Annotated in this window: 23 protein-coding genes and 1 pseudogene; 10 read left to right on the forward strand and 14 right to left on the reverse strand. The window is 67.7% G+C overall.

Going from position 1 to position 18,868, the window contains the following annotated elements; translation table 11 throughout:
- Positions 1-7: 7 nt before the first annotated feature.
- Positions 8-457, forward strand: a complete 450-nt coding sequence (locus tag ACLJQZ_RS06125) for an SRPBCC family protein (RefSeq protein WP_410619096.1) — start codon at positions 8-10, stop codon at positions 455-457.
- 143 nt (positions 458-600) lie between these two features.
- Complete coding sequence (locus tag ACLJQZ_RS06130) at positions 601-1,341, forward strand: polysaccharide deacetylase family protein (protein ID WP_410619548.1); 741 nt, start codon at positions 601-603, stop codon at positions 1,339-1,341.
- On the opposite strand, the gene ACLJQZ_RS06135 is transcribed toward ACLJQZ_RS06130, so the two are convergent.
- From ACLJQZ_RS06135 to ACLJQZ_RS06165, 7 genes and pseudogenes are all read right to left on the reverse strand, one after another.
- Complete coding sequence (locus tag ACLJQZ_RS06135) at positions 1,338-1,811, reverse strand: carboxypeptidase regulatory-like domain-containing protein (RefSeq protein ID WP_326945706.1); 474 nt, start codon at positions 1,809-1,811, stop codon at positions 1,338-1,340. The two genes, ACLJQZ_RS06130 and ACLJQZ_RS06135, sit on opposite strands and share 4 nt — an antisense overlap.
- The gene (locus ACLJQZ_RS06140) at positions 1,808-2,413 is read right to left on the reverse strand and encodes an RNA polymerase sigma factor (RefSeq protein WP_410619097.1); all 606 of its coding nucleotides are present in this window, start codon (positions 2,411-2,413) and stop codon (positions 1,808-1,810) included. The genes ACLJQZ_RS06135 and ACLJQZ_RS06140 overlap by 4 nt, the downstream gene beginning before the upstream one ends.
- A gap of 421 nt (positions 2,414-2,834) precedes the next feature.
- A pseudogene (locus ACLJQZ_RS06145) lies at positions 2,835-3,511 on the reverse strand (SGNH/GDSL hydrolase family protein).
- Between the two features lie 442 nt (positions 3,512-3,953).
- Positions 3,954-5,960: an N-6 DNA methylase gene (locus ACLJQZ_RS06150; protein WP_410619098.1), complete on the reverse strand. Its 2,007-nt coding sequence runs from the start codon at positions 5,958-5,960 to the stop codon at positions 3,954-3,956.
- A 4-nt stretch (positions 5,961-5,964) separates the two neighbouring features.
- On the reverse strand, positions 5,965-6,561 hold the full coding sequence (locus ACLJQZ_RS06155; protein ID WP_410619099.1) for a restriction endonuclease subunit S: 597 nt from the start codon (positions 6,559-6,561) through the stop codon (positions 5,965-5,967).
- A 94-nt stretch (positions 6,562-6,655) separates the two neighbouring features.
- Positions 6,656-6,865 (reverse strand): hypothetical protein, encoded by a 210-nt coding sequence (locus tag ACLJQZ_RS06160; RefSeq protein ID WP_410619100.1) that lies wholly within the window; start codon positions 6,863-6,865, stop codon positions 6,656-6,658.
- A gap of 454 nt (positions 6,866-7,319) precedes the next feature.
- Complete coding sequence (locus ACLJQZ_RS06165) at positions 7,320-7,808, reverse strand: GbsR/MarR family transcriptional regulator (protein WP_410619102.1); 489 nt, start codon at positions 7,806-7,808, stop codon at positions 7,320-7,322.
- A gap of 93 nt (positions 7,809-7,901) precedes the next feature.
- Here ACLJQZ_RS06165 and ACLJQZ_RS06170 point away from each other — a divergent pair, with 93 nt between their 5' ends.
- Both ACLJQZ_RS06170 and ACLJQZ_RS06175 read left to right on the forward strand, forming a co-directional pair.
- Positions 7,902-8,798 carry an ABC transporter ATP-binding protein gene (locus ACLJQZ_RS06170; RefSeq protein ID WP_326956261.1) on the forward strand — a complete coding sequence of 299 codons (897 nt, stop codon included), beginning with the start codon at positions 7,902-7,904 and terminating at the stop codon, positions 8,796-8,798.
- On the forward strand, positions 8,795-10,429 hold the full coding sequence (locus ACLJQZ_RS06175) for an ABC transporter permease (RefSeq protein ID WP_410619104.1): 1,635 nt from the start codon (positions 8,795-8,797) through the stop codon (positions 10,427-10,429). Before ACLJQZ_RS06170 ends, ACLJQZ_RS06175 begins: the two co-directional genes overlap by 4 nt.
- Before the next feature lie 3 nt (positions 10,430-10,432).
- Here the strand turns inward: ACLJQZ_RS06175 and ACLJQZ_RS06180 are convergent, their stop codons facing one another.
- Positions 10,433-10,759 (reverse strand): hypothetical protein, encoded by a 327-nt coding sequence (locus ACLJQZ_RS06180; RefSeq protein ID WP_410619106.1) that lies wholly within the window; start codon positions 10,757-10,759, stop codon positions 10,433-10,435.
- 115 nt (positions 10,760-10,874) lie between these two features.
- Positions 10,875-11,420, reverse strand: a complete 546-nt coding sequence (locus ACLJQZ_RS06185; RefSeq protein WP_410619108.1) for a TetR/AcrR family transcriptional regulator — start codon at positions 11,418-11,420, stop codon at positions 10,875-10,877.
- Between the two features lie 97 nt (positions 11,421-11,517).
- Here ACLJQZ_RS06185 and ACLJQZ_RS06190 point away from each other — a divergent pair, with 97 nt between their 5' ends.
- Entirely contained in the window at positions 11,518-12,300 is a 783-nt protein-coding gene (locus tag ACLJQZ_RS06190; protein ID WP_410619110.1) for a nuclear transport factor 2 family protein, read from the forward strand.
- Here ACLJQZ_RS06190 and ACLJQZ_RS06195 read toward each other — a convergent pair.
- From ACLJQZ_RS06195 to ACLJQZ_RS06205, 3 genes are all read right to left on the reverse strand, one after another.
- Positions 12,263-13,051 (reverse strand): metal-dependent hydrolase, encoded by a 789-nt coding sequence (locus ACLJQZ_RS06195; protein WP_410619112.1) that lies wholly within the window; start codon positions 13,049-13,051, stop codon positions 12,263-12,265. The two genes, ACLJQZ_RS06190 and ACLJQZ_RS06195, sit on opposite strands and share 38 nt — an antisense overlap.
- Positions 13,052-13,110: 59 nt before the next feature.
- Positions 13,111-13,464, reverse strand: a complete 354-nt coding sequence (locus tag ACLJQZ_RS06200; RefSeq protein WP_247060053.1) for an STAS domain-containing protein — start codon at positions 13,462-13,464, stop codon at positions 13,111-13,113.
- 229 nt (positions 13,465-13,693) lie between these two features.
- Positions 13,694-14,002 carry a WhiB family transcriptional regulator gene (locus ACLJQZ_RS06205; RefSeq protein ID WP_247060052.1) on the reverse strand — a complete coding sequence of 103 codons (309 nt, stop codon included), beginning with the start codon at positions 14,000-14,002 and terminating at the stop codon, positions 13,694-13,696.
- Between the two features lie 162 nt (positions 14,003-14,164).
- Here ACLJQZ_RS06205 and ACLJQZ_RS06210 point away from each other — a divergent pair, with 162 nt between their 5' ends.
- The 3 genes from ACLJQZ_RS06210 (at position 14,165) to ACLJQZ_RS06220 (ending at position 15,841) form a co-directional block, all read left to right on the forward strand.
- The gene (locus ACLJQZ_RS06210; RefSeq protein WP_247060051.1) at positions 14,165-14,581 is read left to right on the forward strand and encodes an anti-sigma factor; all 417 of its coding nucleotides are present in this window, start codon (positions 14,165-14,167) and stop codon (positions 14,579-14,581) included.
- Positions 14,578-15,357 carry a SigB/SigF/SigG family RNA polymerase sigma factor gene (locus tag ACLJQZ_RS06215; RefSeq protein ID WP_410619114.1) on the forward strand — a complete coding sequence of 260 codons (780 nt, stop codon included), beginning with the start codon at positions 14,578-14,580 and terminating at the stop codon, positions 15,355-15,357. Before ACLJQZ_RS06210 ends, ACLJQZ_RS06215 begins: the two co-directional genes overlap by 4 nt.
- A gap of 64 nt (positions 15,358-15,421) precedes the next feature.
- Positions 15,422-15,841, forward strand: coding sequence for an ATP-binding protein (locus tag ACLJQZ_RS06220; protein WP_410619116.1), 420 nt, complete (start codon positions 15,422-15,424; stop codon positions 15,839-15,841).
- Here ACLJQZ_RS06220 and ACLJQZ_RS06225 read toward each other — a convergent pair whose 3' ends face one another.
- Positions 15,842-16,327 (reverse strand): MarR family winged helix-turn-helix transcriptional regulator, encoded by a 486-nt coding sequence (locus tag ACLJQZ_RS06225; RefSeq protein WP_410619118.1) that lies wholly within the window; start codon positions 16,325-16,327, stop codon positions 15,842-15,844.
- A 33-nt stretch (positions 16,328-16,360) separates the two neighbouring features.
- Between ACLJQZ_RS06225 and ACLJQZ_RS06230 the strand changes: the two genes are divergently transcribed.
- Entirely contained in the window at positions 16,361-17,338 is a 978-nt protein-coding gene (locus tag ACLJQZ_RS06230) for an aldo/keto reductase (RefSeq protein ID WP_410619120.1), read from the forward strand.
- An 18-nt stretch (positions 17,339-17,356) separates the two neighbouring features.
- A complete protein-coding gene (locus ACLJQZ_RS06235) occupies positions 17,357-17,995 on the forward strand; it encodes a nitroreductase family protein (protein ID WP_326945693.1) in 639 nt (212 codons plus the stop codon).
- Positions 17,996-18,072: 77 nt separating this feature from the next.
- Here the strand turns inward: ACLJQZ_RS06235 and ACLJQZ_RS06240 are convergent, their stop codons facing one another.
- A complete protein-coding gene (locus ACLJQZ_RS06240; protein ID WP_326956269.1) occupies positions 18,073-18,822 on the reverse strand; it encodes a 3D domain-containing protein in 750 nt (249 codons plus the stop codon).
- Positions 18,823-18,868: the final 46 nt, after the last annotated feature.

Below are 18,868 nucleotides of genomic sequence, written 5' to 3' on the forward strand. Positions count from 1 at the left end.
GGTTCCGGTGGGCCGCAAGTACTCCTTCGAGGTCAACCGCACGAGCACGGCGCCGCCGTCGGCGCTGTTCGCGCGCGAAGCCGACGGCCCGCGCTGGGCGGAGTGGGGAAAACCACTGATCATCCAGGCGAGCTGGGCCCGGCCGGGCACCGATGAGCCGAACGGCGTGGGCGCCGTCCGCGCGGTCGGCCTGTGGCCGGTGCTGATCAAGGAGGAGACCGTCGAGTACGAGCAGGACCGCCGGCACGTCTACACGTTCTTCGGGAACAACCCGATCAAGGACTACCGAGCCGAGGTGTTCTTCACCCCGACCGTCGACGGCGGCACGCACCTGCGCTGGACCGGCTCGTTCACCGAGCCCGTGCGCGGCAGCGGCCCGATCCTGGCCGCCGGGCTCAAGAACGTCATCCGGCTGTTCTCGGCGAAGCTGGTCAAGGCGGCCGAAACCGGGCACTGACCTGGGTGCGTCAGGCCACACAAGATCGTTTGACGCAACTTCGCGCCCCACCTAAACGTCACCCTTTCGGGTAGTCCTCGACTACCGTGTGAAAGGGGGACGTGGGGATGTTCAGCAAAAAGCGACACGGACGAGTGACAGCAGTGGTGGCCGCGGCGGTGTTGGCGCTCACGGCGTGTTCGAGCGCCCAGCCGGCACCGCCCGAGCCCAGCCAGCCGAACCCGGCGCCCGGCGGCGGCCCCGGCTCGACGCCGTCCGGGCCCTACGCGTTCGGCACCGTGCAGCAGAAGGCGCCCGCCGCGGCGAACGGCGAAGTCCAGGTCGTCCGCAAGATCACCACCGACAAGCCGTACGTCTTCCTCACGATGGACGACGGCGCGGTCAAGGACCCGGACGCGCTCAAGCTGATGCAGCAGTCCGGCACGCACCCGGTGCTGTTCCTGAACCAGAAGTACGTGAAGGGCCACGAGGCCTACTTCAAGCAGATCCTCGACGCGACCGGCGCGACGCTCGGCGACCACACGGTCGACCACCCGAACCTCAAGGGCAAGCCGTTCGAGTTCCAGCGCAAGGAGATCTGCGACGACGCCGACGACTTCCAGAAGGGCCTCGGCGTCCGGCCGGTGCTGTTCCGGCCGCCGTTCGGCAACTACGACCACACCACGCTGCGCGCGGCGGCCGCGTGCGGGATGCGCGTCGCGGTCCTGTGGACGGCCGCGGTCAACGATGGGCACGTCCAGTTCCAGGCCGGCGACAAGCTCAAGCCGGGCGACATCGTGCTGATGCACTTCCGGAAGACGTTCAAAGAGGACTACACGGCGTTCGTCGAGCAGGCGAAGAAGGACGGGCTCACGCCCGTCCCCCTCGCCGATTTCCTCGGTTAAAGCACCACGGTCGGCGTGACGACGGTCCGGCGGCACGTCACGTCACCCAGGTGCACCAGGATCTGCGTGGTCCCGCGCGGCACGTTGTCGAGCACGAACCGGCCACCTTCGTCGGCGGTCGTGGACGTCGTCCCGTGCTCGGCGACCCGCACCTCGACGCCGTACTGGCCGGCGGGCACCAGCCAGCCGTCGATGCGGTGCTGCTTGCCGATCTTGGTCAGGTTGATCATCACGGTGAGGTCGCTGACGGTGAAGGTGATCGTGCCGGTGCCGCTGCCGCGCACGCCGGCGAGCGTGTCGAGCCGCTCCCAGCGGGCGACCTCGACGTCGAGGTCCTCCAGCGCGAGCGCGAACTGGACCCGTTGCACGAGGTCGTCCGGAGGCGGGTCCAGTTCGTCGAGGAAGCGGCCGATGTCGGCCAGCAGCACGTCGTCGGAAAAGGCCTCGCCCGGCGTCCCGAGGTCGTTCATCGGCTTCCCCCTTCACTGGCGAGGAGATCGCGCATCTGGTCGAGGCAGCGCCCTCTGGTCGGTCCGACGCTGCCGCGCGGCATCCGCAACGCTTCGGCGACGAGCTGGTACTCCGCGCGGCCCGCGAGGACGGTCAGCCGGAGCAACTCCTGACAGCGGTGGGGCAGCCGGACGAAGGCGCGCCAGACCCGGCGGTCGCGGTCGGCGCGGACGGCTTCGTCTTCGGGAGCCGGTTGGGTGCTGGGCATGGCTTCGGCCACCTCGTCGCTCAGCGGGACGGGCTGGATGCGGCGGCCGTGGGGGTGGGTCGCTTCGCGCCGGGTCGTGGTGATCAACCAGGCGGCGAGCGCCTTGGGATCACGCAGCTTCCCGAGCTGGCTGAAGAGGGCGAGCCACACGGTCTGGACCACGTCCTCGGCGACCGAGCGGTCGAGCCCGTTGGCCCGGGCCACGTGCCAGACGAGCGGGGTGAGCTCGTCGACCAGGCGGGCCATCGCCTGGCGGTCGCCATCTCTCGCCGCGTGCATGCAGGCGGCATGCAGCTCGGCGCCGGTCAGGCCCTCCCAAGGAGGATCAACCTCTGCGGTTTGCACGTCGGTCACCGTATCTGCCCCTCTTCGGAAACGTCTTCGAGTCGGCTTCGGCAGTATCGCGGGTCCTTCGGGGGGAAGGAGCGTGCAGGTGGATCTCGGATACATCAAGTCTCTTAGTTCGTCGGTCACGCTCGCGGTCAACGGCTGCGGGGAGGTACCGGCCGACGCAGGCGTGTGGACTCGCGCCGACCGGTACTCCCCTCCCTCACGGGCCCGCTCCCCAACGGGCCCCGCCGGATGACCCCTCCCCCGAAGGGCACCCGGCCGACGGCGTCCGGGGGCCCCCTCGGCTCCCGGCCACCGCGTTTTCCTCCGAACCCGGCACCCCCTGCCCGATCCGATCTCCGTGCTTGGCTGCTCCACAGGACGCAGTGGCGGGACCGCCAGATACACGAATGCCCGAGAATTTCCGAAGATCGACGGAATGCGGCTACTTGATCACCGAGAGTGCGCCGGCAAGCGTTTGCGCCCACCTCGCGTAGCCCGCCGGGCCCGGGTGGAAGCGATCCGACGCGAAGGCCGCCGGGTCGAGCAGGCCGGGCGCCATCGGCACGTGCGTGACGCCGGGAACGCGGGCCACGGCGGCGGCCGCGGCGTCGAGCGCGGTCGACCGGGCGGCGAGGACGTCCCGAAGCGGCCGCGGCAGCGACGGGAACCGCGCCATCGGCGGCACGCCGGCGAGGACGATGGCGGCCGGCCCGAGACGGCGGCGCAGATCGACGACGAGGGCCAGCAGGTCACGGCGGTAGCCGGCGGCGGTCCGCAGCTCGATCGTGTCGTTGACGCCGAGGGCGATCACCACGAGATCGGCGGGGCGAACGAGCGGCGCAGCTCGGCGCGGACGGTCCGGGCGTTGGCCCCGGTCCGCCCGGCGGCCTGCCAGCGCACGGCCCGGCCGCCGTTCGCGAGCTCACGGGCGAGGCAGCCGGTCAGCGCCTCTTCGTGGGTGGCCGCGCCGACGCCGTCCACTGTGGACTCCCCGAGCACGGCCAGCCGGAACGGCTCCCCCGCGCCCTCGACGACGCCGTCGGTGGGCCCGGCGGCCCCGGGCAGCCGCGGTGTCGTCCGCTTGACGTAGACCGCTTGGGCGGCGAGGAGGAGGAGCACACCTCGACGTTAGCCGTCAGCAATCGAAACGTTCGCTCTGATCAGCGTGGGTCCGCCACGGCGGCGAACAGGACGGCGACGACGTCGGATTGTGAAACGTGGGGACGTTCCTGCCGAGAGAGCTCACGACCTTGCTCGTGCGCGGCTCATCGAGCAGCATCGGCAGGCGGACCCAGCAGCGGCTTGACGAGCGTGCGAGTGAAGACACCCGTCGCCTTGAGCGTGCAGGCCGCTGGCGACTGACCGGCGCCGCACGCCGGTCGCGCGGGCTGCCTTGGCCGCCGCTGGCGCAGACCATGGTCGGCTTGCGCTCGCCTGCGCCAAGGGGTCCGGCGTCCCGGCCCTCGACGGCGGCCGCCAAGGTTGCTCTGACTCATGAGAGCGACGAGGTTCTTCAAGAATCTGGATCGGACCAATCAATTTGGTTTCGAACCTGAAAGCATCAAGGAAGCCAACCGTCGGACGAGAACTGTCCAGCGAAGAGTGAAGAGTACCCAAACCGCCGGAGGCGATCCTCGATACGTTGGGCCCCCATGCGACGCTGTTCCTCCAGGTCGCGTAGCGAGATCGCATATTGCTCCCCCCATGAACGATACAAATCGATCAAGTTCTGCCGGCTGGCCGCAACCAATCTGCGGAGACGTGCATGCAAATCGTCACCAATCAAGTGGAGCGCGTCCCGAATGTCGCGAGAGTTACCACCTTCTTTATCGGAACCGATTCGATCAATTCTCTTCAGGTTTTCATGATTCCCTTCCCACCAGTCGGCAAATACGCCGTTAAGCTGTACCTCATCGAGAATTCGTAGATCATAAAGACCTTCGCATAACGATTCCTTTATTTCGTCTCGCGCAGCTAAGAGAGATCCATTTTCGGAAATATCTTGCAACCTCCAAGCCGTACGGTCGCACCATTCTCGGGATCGATCATCAAAGCGCTCCTCCGCAGGAGAGGAAAGGGTTGGAATTTGCCTGATAGTCGCCTCAAACCCCGCCCTCGGAAACCGCAAGTATCGACCCTCGTAGGAGGACTCAAACAAGTCCAATACATCTATCCCAAAATTACGAAAACTAGCTTCATGCTTCCGCACGACTCCTTCCGGAACTCCGCCCTGAATTATCGCCCTCGGATCCGGATCCGATTGAAGGCGCACCTCCAAGTCAACATATCGACGTATATTCAGGTTAAAGTCATTCTCCGCTATCTCAGCAAGTGAAACCTTGCGGGAAAAACCAGGAATGACGCGTCCCCCAAGAAAGCTATCAACGATCTTCTCCATATGACGCGGCTCCAGGTAGTTCTGGGAACGCCCAGTACTGATTTCATGCTCCGCATTAATAAAGAGAATTTCGGGTTCTTCATTTCGCATTTGATCACTCACGCCCCGTAATACAAGGATGCACGCAGGAATTCCCGTACCCTGAAACACGTTGGGCCCAATGCCTATAATTCCGGAAATCCGCCCATCCAATACTACTTTGCGTCGAATTTCAGCCTCAGCGCCACCCCTAAAGAGTACTCCATGAGGAGAAACTACCGCCCCGATTCCCTCTGAATTCAGAGACGAGAGGACGTGCTGAACATTCATCCAATCAGCCTTTTTTCCACTCTCCGAAGTCCAACCGTAACGCATCCTGTCTGGATATTGCATCCTATTAATTTGATAAGCCGTCGAGAAAGGTGGGTTCGTTATAATGCGATCGAAACGCATCCAAGTGCCCTCCGGGCGATGCATCGGCTCAGCCAGCGAGTCACCTTGCAACAGGGAAGCATCAGATATTCCATGCAGCAAGAGGTTGATTCGCGCAATCGCATAAGTTGTAGAATTCAATTCTTGGCCAAAAAGTGCAAGCCTTGAGCCCCTCCCGAGCATTTCTTTGGCATACCGTTGCGCCTGAATCAGAAATCCACCTGATCCAGCAAAGGGATCGTAGATTGATTGATTTCCCTTTAGCTGAATGAGACGAACCATCAGACTTACCACAGATCGAGGAGTGCGAAATTCGGCACCCTTTTTCCCTGATTCGAAAGCAAATTTCTCCATGACGCCGTCATAGAGATCACCCACGGCATCCTTAGACTCCAGGACGTCGTCTCCTAAGGAGATGCCATCCATATGGGCAACAAGTGCATGAAGCTGCGAATTATTCAATCCTTTGCTGAAGTCAAAGAGTTCAAGACTATCACCTAAAATGCGATAATTTGTAATTGAAATCTCTCTAAGGGCCTTATTCAAAGATTGCCCTAGAGTCTCGTCGATATTCGCGGTAATATAACGCCAGGAAGCGTGAATCGGGACCGTCAGACGACCTGGATTGTCCGACGCCCACTTGAGCACGAGCATTGCAGAGATAACCTTGAGATACTCTGAAGTATCCAAATTACCTCGGAGCAAATCGGCCATCTTCCAGACTTCTTGCAAAAGAGACCGTGTGCTCACCTTTCCCATTAAACTACACTCCCTCGAGTAAGTCTCGAAAAACGGCAGGCTTCAACAGTTCAAAACGTTTGATAATTTCCTCATGTATGCGAATTTGCGAATCAATGTCAGAAACAAGATCGGAAATCTTCCGCTGTTGATCTAACTGCGGCAGCGAGATCCAAAGGTTGCCCACGGCCTCTGAGTTTATTGACTGAACCGTCCCCGGTAAAGCCTTACTAAGCAACGCCTCAAACGTAGGTGGATACGACAGGAAAGCGATCAAATATTCAGGTATGAGATAATCTCGGCGAACCCGAATACGCAAGCAGGACGAGTTATATAGCAACACGTCATGGCCCGACTCGACTAGAGCAAACCTACCAAGCGAACCTTGTCGGACAACAAGCACGTCGCCCTCACCAAGGGAAAATCGTGATAGTTTCCGCATATCACCGTTCGGTACTCTGCGCAGTTTTCTCACGTCAATTTTATGATGATTAGTAATATCTGCCGGCGAGACCACGGGGATGCCGTCTGGACCCTCATCAAGACGCTCGAGGAGAGAACCGGACGGTCCGGCCGTGATCTCGGCAACTTCCCCCAAATGTCGTCCGAAAATGCCGCTCATAAGGGCGTTGCCTCCGGAATTCGTAAGATACTTGTCCCAGTAACTAAACCAGCCAAAAGCCAGGGTTGCGGCAGCGACCGCAACCCCGGCTCCATCAGGAGTCTTGCGGGCGCAGCCTGAGCACCGCCTTCCAACCCTCAGCCACGGCCGTCGTCAACAAGGCCAGTCCAGCAGCGAGCAGTGCATCCGACCCATACCCGAACGTGAAGGCGATGAGCAAGATCACCACGACGACTACTCCGCTCATCGCCACTCGCCTCCTGGCCGCCGGCGACAGGTACCATCCACAATCGAAGGTGTTCACTGTGACTCCTTCCTTGCTTCGCAACGCGAAGCTGTAGAGCCGCATCACTCTGTTCGGCGTTCATCCACGCAGGGTGATGCGGCTTCTTATACGTCGAGCGCCTCGAAGGAGGCGTCGGCCTCAGCATCGCCGTCGTCTCACTAGCAGCGCGACACTCGATCCTGACAGTGAGAACGGTACACCTCCGATGCTTGCGAAGCTAGCTTCGCAAGCATCGGAGGTGTACCGAGTCGCCTTGGAGTTCAGATTGACACATAAGGTCACGCAAAGTGACGTTCAGTAGTCAAACGACCGTTATTGCTACTCAAAGTATGCAGGCACTACCCTTAGTGTCAGGCGCGACATCGCTGGCCCTTTGCATGTACCGGGATGGTCAGCTCCCAGACCCGACACACTGCGTGCGCAGGGCTTCGCCGAAGTTCATCCGGCTGGCGGACGCCCTGCTTGCCAGGCTCTAGCCGTTCTTCTCTTCGCGCAGCTTGTGCCAGCGCTCATACATCCCGTTGAGCTCTTCGAGCATGAACGACAGGAAGTCCCGCATCTCGGCGAGCCGTTCGCCGGCGGGTGACCCCTCACCCAGCGCCTCGATGCCGTTCTCGGCCGCGTCGCGCCACATGATGATCATGCGGTCGCGCTTGAGGAACGTGGCGTACCAGAGGTCGTCGAAGAGGCGGTAGTGGTCGCGGCGCTCACCGGGCTCGCGTTCCTTGGCGACCAGGCCGACCTGTTCCAGGAACCGCACGGCGCCGGAGACGGCGGCCGGGCTGACCGACAGCTGCGAGGCCAGGTCGGCCGCGGTCAGGCGGCCCGCGTCGGTGGTCATCAGGGCCGCGAACACCCGCGCGGACATGCGCTGCATCCCGATCTGCGAGAGCACCAGGGCCAGGCTCTCGACGTACCGGCGGACGGCGTCTTCATCTCGCTTCGTGTCGGGCGTCGTCATCCGGCCATCCTCTCGCACCACCCAGTCAAGATCACTAAATCTAGACATTTTCTTAACTTCACAACTTCGTGAAATCAGTGTAGCTTCCAAAGCATGGAAAATGCCATCGCGATCTCCGGCTTGCACAAGTCGTTCGGCCGGACGAAGGCCCTGGACGGCCTCGATCTGCAGGTACCTACTGGGGAAGTACACGGATTCCTCGGCCCGAACGGCGCCGGGAAGTCGACCACCGTCCGGGTCCTGCTCGGCCTGCTCCACGCGGATTCGGGGGACGTCCGGCTGCTCGGCGGCGACCCCTGGAAGGACGCGGCGAGCCTGCACCGCCGGCTGGCCTACGTGCCCGGCGACGTCAACCTCTGGCCCAATCTCTCCGGCGGCGAGGTGATCGACCTGCTCGGCCGCCTGCGCGGCGGCCTCGACGAGAAGCGGCGCGCCGACCTGCTCGAACGGTTCGACCTCGACCCGAAGAAGAAGGGTCGGACGTACTCGAAGGGCAACCGGCAGAAGGTCGCCATCGTCGCGGCGCTCGCGTCCCGGGTGGACCTGCTGATCCTCGACGAGCCGACGTCCGGGCTCGACCCGCTGATGGAGGCGACGTTCCAGTACGCCATCCAGGAGGAGCGCGAACAGGGCCGCACGGTGCTGCTCTCCAGCCACATCCTCGCCGAGGTCGAGGCGCTCTGCGACAAGGTCAGCATCATCCGCAACGGCCGCACGGTGGAGTCGGGCACGCTCGCCGAGCTGCGCCACCTGACGCGGACGTCGATCACCGCCGAGCTCGCCGGACCGCCCAACGGCCTGGCGACGCTGGCGAACGTCCACGACCTCAAGGTCGACGGCAACCGCGTCCGGTTCGACGTCGAGACGCGCTCGCTCGACGAGGCGCTGCGTCAGCTGACCCAGGTCGGCGTGCGGAGCCTGGTCAGCCAGCCGCCGACGCTGGAAGAGCTGTTCCTGCGGCACTACACGACCGAGGCGAGCGCGAAATGACCGCGACCCTCTCCCGCGAAACCGAACCCGCGCCGGCGCACGAACTGGCCGGCACCTGGCACCTGACGCGGCTCGCGCTGCGCCGCGACCGCGTGACCCTGCCAATCTGGATCGTGCTGCTCAGCGTCATCCCGGCGAGCACCGTCAAGACGTTCGCGCAGTTCTACCCGACCGACGCCGACCGCCTCGCCCTGCAGGCGGGCGCGACCGCGAACCCGTCGTACGCGCTGCTCTACGGGCCGCCGTTCGACCTGACCAGCGCGGGCGGGTTCATCGCCTGGCGCATGTGCGGGTTCCTGGCGCTGCTGATCGGGCTGATGGCCGTCTTCACCGTCACCCGGCACACGCGTGCCGAGGAGGACACCGGGCGCGCCGAGCTGCTCGCGTCCGCGGTCGTCGGCCGGTACGCGGCGCTGACCGCCGGGGTGCTGGTGGCCGGCGCGGCGAGCGTGCTGGTCGGGCTGATCCAGGTCGGCTCGATGATCGGCGCGGGCCTGCCCGCGGCCGGCTCGCTCGCCTTCGGCGCGTCGATCGCCTTGGCCGGGCTGGTGTTCACCGCCGTCGCCGCGGTCGCCGTCCAGCTCGCCGAGTACTCCCGCACGGCCAACGGGATCGGCACGGCCGTGGTCGGCGCCGCGTTCCTGCTGCGCGGCGCCGGAGACTCCACTGTGGACGCTCGCTGGCTGTCGTGGCTGTCGCCGATCGGCTGGGTGCAGCAGATCCGCGCGTTCGCCGGCGAACGCTGGTGGGTGCTGCTGCTGCCGGTGGCGTTGGCTTCGGCGGTCGGCGCCGCCGCGTACTGGCTGCTCCCCCGCCGCGACGTCGGCGTCGGCTTCCTGCCGCCGCGGCCGGGCCCGGCGCGGGCGGCCGCGAGCCTGCGGTCCCCGCTCGCGCTGGCCTGGCGGCTGCACCGCGGCCCGCTGCTCAGCTGGACGATCGGGATGGCCGTCGTCGGCGCGGTGTTCGGCTCGATCGCCAGCGGCATCGGCAGTCTCGTCGGCTCGAGCCCGCAGGCGCAGCAGATCATGGAACGGCTCGGCGGCGCGCACGGCCTCACGCAGGCGTTCCTCGCCACGATGGCCGGCATGTTCGCGATGGTCGCGTCGCTGTACGGCATCCAGGCCGTGCTGCGGATGCGCGGCGAGGAGACGGCGATCCGGCTCGAACCGGTGCTGGCGACCAGCGTCGGCAGGCTGCGCTGGGCGGGCGGGCACCTGGTGTTCGCGTTCCTCGGCACGGCGTTGCTGCTGCTGGCCGGCGGCCTGTTCCTGGGGCTGGCCAACGGGTTGCGCACGCACGACGTCGGCGGTTCGGTCGGTGACCTGCTGAGCGGGATGCTGGTCCAGCTGCCCGCGACGTGGGTGGTGATCGCGCTGTCGGTGACGCTCTTCGGCCTGCTGCCGGCCTACTCGGCCGCGGCCTGGGGCGTCGGCGCCCTGGCGCTGCTGATCAGCCTGCTCGGCCCGATCGTCAACGCGCCGCAGGGCGTGCTGGACGTCTCGCCGTTCCAGCACCCGCCGAAGCTCCCGGGCCAGGAGTTCGTGGCGACGCCGCTGGTCTGGCTCCTGGTGGTCACGGTGGTGGCGCTGGGCGCGGGGCTGATCGGCTGGCGCCGCCGCGACGTCGGTTAGCGCTCAGTCCTGGCTCGTGGTGGCCACCAGCGAGGTCGACGTCGGCGTCGGAGTGGTCGTCGACGGAGTCGGCGAGACCGTCACCTGCACGAGGGTGGTCGAGGTGACCGGCGGCGAGGTTTCGACGGCCGTGACCGTGGACGCGGGCGGGGCGGGGGCCGTGACCGTGACGGGCTGGATCGGCGCGGACGACGTCGGCGCCGGCTGGGTGGACTCGACGGGAGGCGGGGTCGGACGGCCCGCGACGAGCAGTGCGGCCACCAGCAATCCGGTGGCGAAGCCCGCCAGCCCGATCACCACGGCGGAGCCCCAGCTGGGTCGGGTGGACATCCGGGCACCCCCTCGCCACGCGCAGCGCAGATACGAGGAAACTCGCGTCGATCTTAACTCTCGTTACGCACCTCCGGCGGCTGCCGAACCGGTGACCCGGCCCGGCAACTGCCGGTCACGGCGTCTTGAGCCCGTCGACGACCACGCGGACCAGGTGCCGGCTGCCGGGCGCGTACCGCTCGACGGCCAGGCAACCGACCATGAGCGCCCGCAGGTCGTCGCCGTCGATGTCGGTGCGGACGGCGCCGACGGCCTGCGCGCGTTCGAGCAGCACGCTGAAGGCGCCGCGGAAGTCGTCACCCGCGTCGGCCTTGAAGCCGATGCCGCCGGCCTCGGTGAGGGCGTCGCAGATGGCGCGGTTGAGCGAAGCCTGCTTGATGACGCGGACGAAGTAGTCGAAGAAGACTTCGCCGGGCTCGGCCGCGTCGGCGAGACCGCGGGCCTCTTCGGTGAACTGGGTGATGCGCTCGAGGACGACGGCCTGGAACAGCGCTTCCTTGCTGGGGAAGTGCCGGTAGACGGTGCCGGCCCCGACGCCGGCCAGCCGCGCGATGTCGTCGAGCGGCACGGCCAGCCCGTCGGCGGCGAACGCCTCTTCTGCGGCAGCCAGGACCTTCGCCCGGTTGCGCCGCGCGTCCGCCCGCAGGCCGGTCTTCGCCATCAAGATCCTCCTCGTTGACAACCGGAACGATGGCTCCGTATTGTCGTAAGCGGGTGCACCGTTCCGATTCAACGCACATCTTCTCAGGAGAATTCCGATGCCACGCACCGTGTCCGAGATAGCCGACCTCGTCCGCGCCGGGATGACCGCGCTGGACGCCTCCGTGTTCGCTTCGCTGTTCGCCGCCGACGCGGTCTACGAGAAGCCGTTCCTGGGGCAGCGCACCGAAGGCCGCTCCGCCATCATCGCCGAACTCACCGCCGCCGGCGCACGAGGCCGCGCGCTCGGCGTGGCGAAGACCGAGGTCGAGGTGACCTTGACGGAGACGGGCTTCGTGCTCGAACTGGTCGCCGTCGGCGAGACGTTCGCGTTCCCGTCGTCGGTGGGGATCGTGACGGTCACCGACGGGTCGATCACCTCGTACCGCGACCACCCGAACGTCTCGGGCGCGTCCGCTGCCGCGCGGGCCGTGTTCGACCGGTTCCTGGCGGCGTCGGTGGCGAACCACTGGGATGACCTCGCCGACCTGTACGCCGAGGACGCGGTGATCGAGATGCCCTTCACCCCGGCAGGCGTGCCCCGGCTGACGAAGGGCCGCGAGGAGCTCCGTCGCCGCTTCCGCGCCGCGGGCGGCGTTCGGCGGCTGGTCAAGGCGGAGAACGTCCTCGTGCACGAGACGGCGGACCCGGGGGTGCTGGTGGCGGAGTTCGACCTGCACGGCGAGATGGCGGGCGAGACGTTCGCCTCGACGTACGTGATGGTCATGACGATCATCGACGGCCGGATCACGCACTCCCGCGACTACAGCGACACCGCCGCGGCGGCGGACCGGATCCGCCGGTTCACGGCGTCGTCGCCTGCTGGCTCGCCGGCGGGATGAACAGGCGCTGGAACGTGCTCACCGAGTAGTCCCAGACCCCCGGCACCAGCAGGACCGCCAGCACCGCGAACACCGGGAAGATGAGCCGCTTCTCCACCTTCTTGCCGGTGCGGAAGCGCAACGCCCGCGGTGGCCGGATCTCGTACCAGGTCTCGCCCGCGATGGGCACCGGGAACAGGAACGGGCAGCCGGCTTCGGTCAGCGCGTCACCGAGACAGTGCGTCAAGCAGCCCGCCGCGACCGCGACGCCGAGCCAGCCCGTGATCGAGGCCAGCTCGCCCGCGCGGTCCGGTGGGGCGGTGAAGAACCACCACGCGACCGCCGCGCCGCTCACCGGCAGCAGCCAGTCGCCCAGCGCGCCTTCCGCCAGCATCAACCCGAAGACCACCACGCCGACCACGGCCCACGGACCGCCCGTTTCGGTGCCCCAGGACGTCAGCGCGCCCAGGCCGGCCGCGAACAGGACCGTGTGGGAGAGGTGGCGGTGCTTGCCCGTGACGTTTTCGTCGCGGGGGCCCTTCGTCAGGGCGTAGATGCCCGCCGAGACGCGGCGCAGCAGCCAGGAGAGGGTGCCGGTCAGCCAGCCGAGGAGACGGGACGCGCTCGCGCCGGGGTGGTCCAGGTCGGGCAGCAGGGCGAAGCCCGCTGTCGTCGCGGCGAAGACCACCGCTTGGTGCACCGAGCCCGCGCCGACCGCGGGCGCGATGGCCAAGCCCGCGCACCACCCGGTCAGGGCATGCGTGCGCCCCATCATCGTGCCGCCCCCAGGATCCGCGAACCGGAATCAGTCCGCAGGACCGTAGCGGGGGATCAGGCTTGCGGGTCCTCCGACACGCTCAGGTGTTCGGCCACGCCGGTGAGCTCGATCACCCGGCTGACGGCCGGGCTCGGGACGACCGCGAGCTGGACGTCCTGCTCGCCGGCCTGGCGTTGGGCGCGCAGCACCACGTTCAGCGCGGAAGAGTCGAAGAAGGTCACCCCGGTCAGATCGGCGACGACCCGCTGCGCGCGCTTGTCCGCGATCAGGCCGGCCAAGGCCTCCTGCAGCTGCGGGCTGGTGAGCAGATCGAGCTCACCCGTGACCACCACCCGGGGCTCCGTCGCTTCGGTGTCCAGCGTGATGCCGAACCCGGGCGGGGTGGCGTTCTGGTCGGCTGCGGGCATGCAGTTTCTCCTCGTCAGGCGCTGCTCCTGCGCCGGGTACGCGCCTGTTGTTTCAAGCGGCAACCGTGTCACCGTGCCTTTCACAGCCCGGGCAGGACCCCGCGCCGGACACGGTCAAGGCAACTCCGGGACCAACCCTAACCCAGCGTGCGACCGAGCCCGCCACGGCCGCCGCCCTTTCGCGTGGAGTGGTCACATGCGATCGGATCCTGCCTGCTCACGGTCCTGTTCAGTGCGCACTGACGGCCTTGCGCTCGGCCCGGCGCTGCCGGAGGAACAGCTGCCGCCGTTCGATCTCGCCGAGGCCGCCCCAGATGCCGTAGGGCTCCTGCACGGTCAGCGCGTGCGCGCGGCACTGGGCCAGCACCGGGCAGGCCTGGCAGATGGCCTTCGCCCGCGTCTCGCGCCGCTCGCGCGCCGAACCCCGCTCGTTGTCGGTGTGGAAGAAGAGACTGCTGTCCGCGCCCCGGCACGAGCCGCGCAGTTGCCATTCCCACTCTTCAGCAACCACAGTGGGCAGCCGGCTCACGTCAGCCATGTCGTTCCTGCCTTTCCCCGGATCAGCACGTCGACCGCTATGTGCCCGCCGGTGGAGCGGATCAAACGCGGGTTTGGTTTGCTCACCCCACGGGCATCTCGCTGACCGGGCGTCGAGGGACACCGCAAGTCACCCAGCGCGAGTGCGGAGAAAGGAACAAACGTGGAGGACAACGCCCCGCTCGTGCCGGGAGGCGCGCAGGTCATCGAGGTACGGACGGCCGCGATCCCGCACGTGGTGCCGACGTTGCGCACCATCGTGGCCGACATCGCGATGCGCCAGGACTTCGACCTCGACGCCGTCGAGGACCTCCGGATGGCGGTGGACGAGGCGTGCTCGCTGCTGCTGCCCGCCGCCTCGGACGGCAAGCTCACCTGTGTCTTCTCCTGGAGCGGACCGCGCATCGAGGTTTCGGTGTCCGTTCTGTCGGACTCGCCCGACCACGGGGACGACACCGGCCTTTCCTGGCAGCTGCTGACCGCGCTCGCGACGTCGGCCGAGCGGACCGTGACCCCCGAGGACGGGCGCTACCTGTCCCGGGTCGACCTCGTCCGGGAGAGCCAGGCGGCCGGCTCGTGACCGACCCCGCCGGGAGCAGCGGGTCCGGCCTCGACGTCGGCGCGCTGTTCACCCACCTCGCCGCGCTGCCGGCGGACTCCCCGGAACGAGAGCGCATCCGCGACACCCTGGTCCGCAACCACCTCGAACTGGCGCGCAACCTGGCGCGGAAGTTCCGCAACCGCGACGAGGCGATGGAGGACCTGGTCCAGATCGCCACGGTCGGGCTGATCCACGCCGTCGACCGGTTCGACCCGACGCAGGGCACGGACTTCCTGGCGTTCGCGGTGCCCACCATCTCCGGCGAGCTGCGCCACCACTTCCGCGACAACAGCTGGTCGGTGCGGGTGCCGCGGCGGCTGAAAGAGCTGAACGCGAACATCTCCGGCGCCCGCGAAGAGCTCACCGTGCAGCTCTCGCGCGCACCGCGCCCGAGTGAGATCGCCGCCCGGCTCGGCGTGCCCATCGAAGACGTCTACGAAGGCCTTCGCGCCGGTCAGGGCCGCTACGGCGCGTCGCTCGACCACCTGCTGGAGAACGCCGCACACACGCGGTTCGGGGCGCCGGACGCCGAGCTGGGCCAAGCCGAGCTGCGGGAGGCGCTGCGCCCGATGCTGGACAGCCTGCCGGAGCGCGAACGCAAGATCGTGGCGCTGCGGTTCGGCTCCGGGATGAGCCAGTCGGACATCGCGCGCCGCGTCGGGGTCTCCCAGATGCAGGTGTCGCGGTTGCTGGCCGCGACGTTGAAGAAACTGCGTTCGGGCCTGGACGAATCCGAGCTGGCCGACGGCACCTGATTAGCTGCGCAAAGCCGTGGGTACTTCGCGGACAGTACCGAAAAGCACAGGCCGGGGGACCCCCATGACGACGTCGAAGATGCCGCAGCGCATGGCCGCGGCCGCACCGTTGACGGTGCTTCTCCCGTCGGACGTCACCGCCCCGGCGCTGGCCCGCCGCGAGGTTCGCGCGGCCACGTCGGCCTTCGGCCTGGACGAGGCGCAGCTGGAGGACGTCCTGCTGGCGACCTCGGAGCTGGTCACGAACGCCTTCGAGCACGGCGAACGCCCGCAGCGCTTCGAGGTGGAGTACACCGGCGGCCGGCTCACGCTGCGGGTGTACGACACCGGCCGGATGCCGCCCGAGCTGCGGGCGCCGTCCCCGGCCGAGGCGCGCAGCCGCGGGCTCGCGCTGGTCCAGGCGCTGTCCGAGGACTGGGGTTTCGAGCGCTGTCCCGGCGGCAAGTACGTCTGGGCGATCTTCCGCGTCTCGGACGCGGCCTAGTCACAGCAGTTCGCGGGCGGCTGCCGTTTCCCCGATCCGCTCGCGGAACGGCTTCCGGTCCAGCGCCTCGACGATCGCGTCCAGCAGGGCGCGCAGCGAGTGCGGCAGCTCGGCCTCCAGCGCGTCCCACGCCTCGTTCGTCGCCGTCCACTCGGCCTCCACCAGGGGCAGCACGTCGCGCGCCTGGTCCGTGAGCGAGATGATCCGCTGCCGCGCGTCGGCGCCGGGTTCGAGCGTCACCAGGCCGGCCCGGCTCATCTGGGCGACCGTCTGGCTGGCGGCCGAGTGCGTCACGCGCATTTCCGCGGCCAGGTCCCGGATGGCCAGCGGCCCCTTCGCCAGCAGCGCGCGCACGACCGGCGAATACCGCGGCCGGTAGCCGTCGAGGCCGATGTCGCCGAGGAACTTCGCGACGTCGCCGTCGAGCAGTTCGAGGACGTGCCGCAGCCGGGTCCCCAGCCCGTCCGGACCCGAAGTCATGGCCATGACGGCCGATCATAGGTGTGCTTGGATCGCGGCATGGAGAACCGGAAGATCACCCGCCTCGGCCGCGAGGTCTCGGTCGTCGGGCTCGGCTGCTGGCAGCTCGGCGCGGACTGGGGCGAGGTCGACGAGAACGACGCCCTCGCCGTGCTGCACGCGGCGGCCGAAGCGGGCGTCACCTTCTTCGACACCGCGGACGTCTACGGCGACGGCCGCAGCGAGCGGCTGGTCGGCCGGTTCCGCGCCGACCACCCGGACGTGTTCGTGGCGACCAAGATGGGCCGCCGGGTCGACCAGGTGCCGGAGAACTACGTCGCCGCGCACTTCCGCGAGTGGAACGACCGGTCGCGTCGTTACCTCGGGATGGACACCCTCGACCTGGTCCAGCTGCACTGCCCGCCGACGCCGGTGTACTCCACGGACGCGGTGTACGACGCCCTGGACGCGATGGTCGACGAAGGCCGGATCAAGGCGTACGGCGTGAGCGTCGAGACCTGCGACGAGGCGCTGGCGGCGCTGGCGCGGCCGAACGTCGCGTCGGTGCAGATCATCCTCAACTGCCTGCGGCTCAAGCCGCTGGAGCGCGTGCTGCCGGCGGCGTCGGACGCGGGCGCCGGGATCATCGCGCGGGTGCCGCTGGCGTCGGGCCTGCTGTCCGGGCGCTACACGGCGAGCACCACCTTCGCCGCCGACGACCACCGGAACTTCAACCGGGGCGGCGACGCGTTCGACGTCGGCGAGACGTTCTCCGGCGTGCCGTACGACGTCGGCCTGGAGGCCGTCGAGCGGCTGCGCGGGCTCGTTCCCGAGGGGCAGGCCCTCGCGCAGTTCGCCCTGCGCTGGATCCTCGACCAGCCGGGCCTGAGCACGGTGATCCCGGGCGCCCGCAACGCTTCGCAGGTGGCGGCGAACACCGCGGCGGCCGCGCTCCCGCCGTTGCCGGAGGAGGCGGCGGCCGGCGTCCGCGCGACGTACGAGGAGCTGATCCGCCCGCTGGTGCACGATCGCTGGTAGGCCCGGCATGATGGGCCGATGATGACGCCCGAAGAGCTCCTGACGACCACCAGGACGGTCCGCAAGCGGCTGGACTTCGACCGGCCGGTGCCGATCGACCTGGTGAAGCACTGCATCCAGGTGGCGCTGCAGGCGCCGAGCGGTTCGAACACCCAGCGCTGGCAGTGGCTGGTCGTCACCGACGACGCCCAGCGCGCGGCGCTGGGCGCGATCTACGGCCGGGCGTGCCACGAGTACCTGGAGTCGGGCAACGCGGCGGGCAAGCTGTTCGCGGACGACCCGACGCGGGCGCCGGTGCAGCAGCGGATCGGGTCGAGCGTCGAGTTCCTGGCCGACCGGATGGGTGACGTCCCGGTCCTGGTGATCCCGTGCCTGGAGACGCCGTCGGACGAGCTCCCGGCGGGCAACCAGGCGGGCCTGTGGGCCTCGCTGCTGCCGGCGGTGTGGAGCTTCATGCTGGCGGCCCGCTCGGTGACCCTGGGCACGGCGTGGACGACGCTGCACCTGAAGTACGAGCAGGAAGCGGCGGAGGTCTTGGGGCTGCCGAAGAACGTTCACCAGGCGGCCATGATCCCGACGGCGTTCTACACGGGAGAGACGTTCAAGCCGGCGTCACGCCAGCCCCTGGACGACGTGCTGCACATCGACCGCTGGTAACCATGAAGGCCTCCTTGCCGGGGCGAAGGGGGGACGTCGGCAAGGAGGCTTCACGGCCTTTCGGCGGCCAGGTGGCTCTAGCGCACGGTCAGCGTCAGCCGCTGGATGCCCCACGCGTCGGCCTGGGAGCCCGGTAGCCAGACGTCGACGATGTCGTCCTTGATCCAGCTGCCGATGTCCGCCGCGTAGCACTCGCCGTAGCCCGGGACCGAGAACCTGGTGCCCCACGGAATGTTCCGGGCGTCGACCGCGCAGAAGCCCGGGCCGGCGCTGTAGCCCAGCGCCGTCTGGGCGACGTCGTTGTACGACGTGACGCGGTAGCTCAGCGTCGTGCCGGCCGGGATGCGGTACGCCGCGAGGTGGTTGCCCGTGTCGAGGCGGTACGCCGTGGAGATCTGGCCGAGCGAGCCGGGCGAGTTGTCCTCCGCCGTCATCGCGTAGAGCTGGTAGTTCGCGTTCTGGCACGGGCTCGCGTCGGTCACCGTGAGCGTCGGCTGGCCCCAGTCGGAAATCCACTGCAGCGCCTGGCCGTTGCGGAACGCGCGGTACGCCTTCGCGCCGCTGACGCGGGCGAACGTGAACGTCACCTTGCCGTCCGCACCGAGGCCGCCGCTGACGGAACCCGGTGCGGGCAAGCGGTTCGACACGTTCACGGCGCCGACGAGCGTGCCGGGGCCGTGGCCGCCGGTGACCGGGCGGTCCGGGATCGTACCGGTGTAGAAGTGCTGGCACGCGGGCAAAGCCGCGGCGGACGCCGGGGCGGCGGGAGCCACGAGGAGGCTGCCGGCGGCGAAGGCCGTCAAGGCGATGATCCTGGCGAAGCGCATGACGGGGGAACCTCCATGGCGGGGACCGGAGCGGAGGTGAAACAGG

Source organism: Amycolatopsis sp. cmx-8-4 (genome assembly GCF_046548675.1).
In the GTDB taxonomy this organism is placed as follows: Bacteria; Actinomycetota; Actinomycetes; order Mycobacteriales; family Pseudonocardiaceae; genus Amycolatopsis.